This window comes from Azorhizobium doebereinerae UFLA1-100, assembly GCF_000473085.1.
GTDB lineage: Bacteria > Pseudomonadota > Alphaproteobacteria > Rhizobiales > Xanthobacteraceae > Azorhizobium > Azorhizobium doebereinerae.
In genome coordinates, this window is record NZ_AXBA01000076.1 from 1 (window position 1) to 4,681 (window position 4,681).

The window sequence follows — 4,681 nt, forward strand, 5'->3', positions numbered from 1 at the left end:
GAAGGCGGGGCGGGCATGAGCGAGGTTCCGCCTCTGCCGCACCTTCTGTCCGCGCTGCTGCCGGCCGCTGGCCTGGCGCGGGTGTTGGCCTTTGCCTCAGAGCATGGCGGGCGGCGGCTCTCCATCCCCAAGCGGGCGGGCGATGAGCACCGACTGGTGGCACTGCTGGGGCGGGAGGGGGCGGACGTACTGTGCGCCATGTATGGCGGCGAGACGATCACCGTGCCGATGGGGCCGGCGGGGACGCTGGCTGCTGCGCGGATGAGGTTGGCCAGTGCGCTTGCGCGGGGAGCATCCATCGACGAGGCGGCGGGTTACGCCGGGCTACATCGGCGGACCGCACAGAGGATGCGGGCGCGTGTGAAGAACGATGAGGAGGACGAGCAAGCGCGCTTGTTCTAGTTAAGCGAGCTATTGGATTTCAAGTGGGCCACCTTGAGCCATTTCGGGAGGGACTGTCAGGAATTTCGTGTGCGGGGCGGCCATAGTGGACCTGATGGAGGTTTCCGATGGCACGACGCAAGTCACCGCGCATTCCTGACGCACTTCTGGACCAACTTCTGGCTGGGGCGGATCCCAAAACGGCCTTTGACGCCAATGGCCTGTTCGACGATCTGAAGAAGGCTTTGGCCGAGCGGGCGCTGAACGCCGAGATGGATCATCATCTGGCCGGCGACGAGGCCGGCAACAGCCGCAACGGCTATGGCCGCAAGACGGTGACGACCGAGACTGGCCGGATCGAGCTGGACATCCCGCGCGACCGGCAGGCGACGTTCGATCCGCAGCTCATCGCCAAGTACCAGCGGCGCTTCCCCGGTTTCGACGACAAGATCGTGTCGATGTATGCCCGCGGCATGAGCGCCCGCGAGATCGTCGGGCATCTGCGCGAGCTCTACGGCATCGAGGTCTCGCCCGATCTCGTGAGCGCCGTCACGGATGCCGTGCTGGAGGAGATTGCCACCTGGCAGGCGCGCCCGCTCGAGCCGGTCTATCCCCTGGTGTTCTTCGATGCCCTGCGCGTCAAGGTCCGCGACGAGGGCATCGTGCGCAACAAGGCCGTCCATATCGCGCTCGGCGTGCGCGCCGATGGGGCCAAGGAGATCCTGGGCTTCTGGCTGGAGCAGAACGAGGGCGCCAAGTTCTGGCTCCGGGTCATGAACGAGCTCAGGAACCGCGGCGTCGAGGATATCCTGCTGGCCGTCGTCGATGGCCTGAAGGGCTTCCCGGATGCGATCCGCGCCGTGTTTCCCGAAGCGACAGTCCAGACCTGCATCGTCCATCTGCTGCGTCACAGCCTGGACTTCGTCTCCTACAAGGACCGCAAGGCCGTCGCGGCCGCGCTGAAGGGCATTTATCGCGCCGTGGACGCCGCTGCCGGCGAGGTCGCGCTCGGGGCCTTCGAGGACAGCCTGTGGGGCCGCCGCTATCCGGCGATCGGCCAGAGCTGGCGACGGGCCTGGGGCGAGGTCGTTCCGTTCTATGCCTTCCCGGCCGATGTCCGCCGCATTCTCTACACGACGAATGCGATAGAGGCGTTGAACGCCAAGCTGCGTCGCGCCGTGCGCGCCAGGGGCCACTTCCCGACCGACGAGGCCGCAATGAAGCTGCTCTTCCTCGTCTTGAACCGCTCGGAGAAGGAGTGGAAGATGGGGCCTCGTGAATGGGTCATGGCCAAGGCCCAATTCGCCGTCATCTTCGGCGAGCGCTTCACAAGGGCCATGGCGGCCTGATGTTCAACACCGCCGCCCCGCACACGAAATTCCTGACAGTCCCTTTCGGGACGGAGAGCGGCTTTGGCTGAACCAATAAGCCAAAGCCTTCTCGCTGCAAGCGTGGCGCGCCCAGGCATCCGTTAAATATCCCATTTGCTATCAGCTCGATCAACCAAAGAATTCTCCCCCATGTTCGTTGTAGAGATGGGCAACCATATCAAGCACCCCTCGAACGATGACGTTCCAGTCTGCGTCTGTTTTATAAATTACTTGATTCGCGGGGCGATAATGCACGATGGTGTTGCGCAGGTCGTATAACGCCTCTGCCATTTTGGAGCACCGCTTGTCATGTGTGTCCGCCTGGACGGCTAAACCTGTGCAAACGGTTGAAACGAGAGTTTCGTCGCAAAGCGCTGCTAGCGCCACGAAGGCTTCAGATTCCTTCGGTCGCCAGGATAGCTGTTCATCGATAATCTTCGCAAGCTCTCGTGGTGAATTCGCATAGTTTAGATGCGTTTTTAACATTCCATAGCGCTTCATACCATAGAGTTGTTCGATGCATCTATATGTCTCAAGAAATAAATTTTCCCACGATATAGATAAAATACCCTGAACAATATTTCTAAAAGGAATTAGTGGAGAGTCTACCTCGAATACGCGCGTGAGGATGTCGACCGTTTCAGGTTCAAGCGAAATTGGACCGTCAAAATAGGTACGAACAAGTATCGATCCAAGCACCCGATCTGTCAGCGCGTGATAGCCCTCTTCCTGTGTGACGCGATATATACAGGGCTGCGGAAATAGAGGTTCAATCTCATCCAGATCATGCCCTTCATATCCGGCCCCGCTGTCTTTAAATTGATCGTCCATAACTTGCTTGATTTCCGCTGCAGTAACACTTGGCAGCGGTCGAATCTCGGCGTCTAGTACCGCTAGAGCGAAAAGTCCTGGTGTTGCGTCTACCGTTTCCAGGCCAGGAGGCAGCCCGTCAACTTCCGGCAAGCCGAAGGTGCAAAAGTAGAGCGCATGGTCGTGTTCAATGCGGACCAGACGAATTTGACGTGTCACGATCCGAGTTGCTACGGTGGCCGCTGCCATCAAAGCCAAATCCGTCGAGTCTTTGGCTTTGAGCCATCGTCCGGCATCTGGATTTGTTACCGGATCGCTGAGTTGCTGGGCACGTTCCGTTAGCCGACCGAAGAGGGCGTTGCTCATTTCGATGCGATTACGTGCCACATTAAGCTCTCCAGCACCCCCCCATGGACGGGACCGCAAATTTCTCCTCGATCAGAACTTTAAACGCGGTCTCGAAAAAGGCGCGCTCGTGACGACCAACGGCGGACCGTTTCTGGCCACCCAGCCTTTCCCGCAAAATGTCGAGGGACAGGAAGTCGGTGAGGTCTTCCGGTGACATCCCCTTCAACCTCTGCACGAGGCCTTCCGTGTCGGCCTTCAACTGAGCGAGCGCGGATTCGCTTTCGGTCTCTGACTTATCCATACCCAAGCGGCCGAGCACAGCGAGCGCGCAGGCTACAACGAATCCGATGCGAGCGGGCTGGCTGTCGAAGATGTTTCGACCGATGGTGAACTTCGAAGTCGCAGTCTCATCGGCGCCATCATTCTCAGGCGCCTCAAGTCGCGAGAAGGCCTTGTCAATATCTACGAGAATCTGAACGATCGGGTAGAAAAAGCGGTCGTATTTTTTTTGAGGCGATCGCTTCAGCGATATCTAGTCTAGAAAACTCATCGGCTAGCGCCTCTTGTGTATCGATTTCAGTTCTCCGAATGCCGAATGCCAAATAAGATTCAACTAGACTGTCAGCACTAAACTCTCCACCTTTGTAACGTCTCTCAGCTTTCTCAATATTAAGAAGTCGTTCGAAGTTTATTTTCGACTTCATTTCTTCGATGAGCGGTGCGTATATAACCAATAGCTGACGCTTTATGTTCCATGGAACCTGCCCTGTATTCAACACTAACATGCGGTAAATCAAACTGTCGGTAGTTTCGGCGAGCCAACACTCCACCCGCACGGTCTGCTCACCAACCTTAGGATCAGACTCGACCGCGTCCATGAGAGCCGTCGTCCGCTGCATTCCGTCAATGATAGAAATGGAGGCAAGCCACTCACTGGTCACTCGACCAATGATTTCGTCCGGCGACAAGGTCGCGATAGAATCGAGCTCATCCGCAATCACTACGCCGATTACGACTGGTGGCAGGACAGCCCCACGCTTTATATCCTCAATCATGCGTCCGCGGATGCGGCGCCCCGTAGTTGTTTTTAGTGGCTCGCGCTGATCTTTGAGGCCTCCACGTTTGTTATACGCGGCTTCGACCAGTTCGATGTATTTGTTGACTTTCATACCCGTCATAATCGACCAGCAAGCGACCCTGCCGTCTCGAATCTTTGCCGTCTCTACAGTGGCTGCCACTTGACCCTCCACAAATAACGCTGCCCGCTCAGCAAGCACCTTAAAAAACTATCCTCTGTAGATGAATTCCGTTTGCCGCTGCGAGCCTCGAATTGCCAGCGAGGCTGGTCTGATTGGATGCGTTAACAAGATTTTCGATATCTCAAAGCCCCCACACGTATCAGAGGCAACGCGACACCCGTCACCCGTCCAACCTTCCCCCATCCTCCCCATGATCGCCCCAGCGCGTTTCGGGGCTGGCCCGGAACGCCGTCCTTTTGGGGGAGCGGCGGGTGTCAGCCCAGACCATTTCGCGAGACGGAACCGATCTCGTCAAAGCCTTTGAAAGCTGCCTGAAACCGATCTCCGGCCGCAAGGGCTTTTTCACCACCTACATCTGCCCGGCGGGTGTTCTCACCATCGCCTGGGGCCACACCAACGACCACGGGCGCGCCTTCAAGGCCGGAGAGGTCTGGAGCCAGGCCGAGTGCGACACCGCGCTGGCGCAGGATCTGACGACGTTCGAGACCAGCGTCTCGACCATCCTCAAGGACG

At 58.0% G+C, this 4,681-nt stretch carries 5 protein-coding genes; 3 read left to right on the plus strand and 2 right to left on the minus strand.

Annotated elements, in window-relative coordinates; translation table 11 throughout:
• The coding region (locus YU1_RS31260) for a hypothetical protein (RefSeq protein ID WP_051357354.1) at nucleotides 1-402 on the plus strand (402 nt) is incomplete at its 5' end.
• A 107-nt stretch (nucleotides 403-509) separates the two neighbouring features.
• The gene (locus YU1_RS0125355) at nucleotides 510-1,730 is read left to right on the plus strand and encodes an IS256 family transposase (protein ID WP_029006438.1); all 1,221 of its coding nucleotides are present in this window, start codon (nucleotides 510-512) and stop codon (nucleotides 1,728-1,730) included.
• A gap of 150 nt (nucleotides 1,731-1,880) precedes the next feature.
• Here YU1_RS0125355 and YU1_RS33770 read toward each other — a convergent pair whose 3' ends face one another.
• Together YU1_RS33770 and YU1_RS33775 are read right to left on the minus strand one after the other, a co-directional pair.
• Nucleotides 1,881-2,948 carry a hypothetical protein gene (locus YU1_RS33770; protein WP_156922467.1) on the minus strand — a complete coding sequence of 356 codons (1,068 nt, stop codon included), beginning with the start codon at nucleotides 2,946-2,948 and terminating at the stop codon, nucleotides 1,881-1,883.
• A 416-nt stretch (nucleotides 2,949-3,364) separates the two neighbouring features.
• Nucleotides 3,365-4,147: a hypothetical protein gene (locus YU1_RS33775; RefSeq protein ID WP_156922469.1), complete on the minus strand. Its 783-nt coding sequence runs from the start codon at nucleotides 4,145-4,147 to the stop codon at nucleotides 3,365-3,367.
• A 272-nt stretch (nucleotides 4,148-4,419) separates the two neighbouring features.
• On the opposite strand from YU1_RS33775, the gene YU1_RS0125365 reads away from it, so the two are divergent.
• On the plus strand, nucleotides 4,420-4,681 hold a 262-nt coding region (locus tag YU1_RS0125365; protein ID WP_425339178.1), incomplete at its 3' end, for a lysozyme.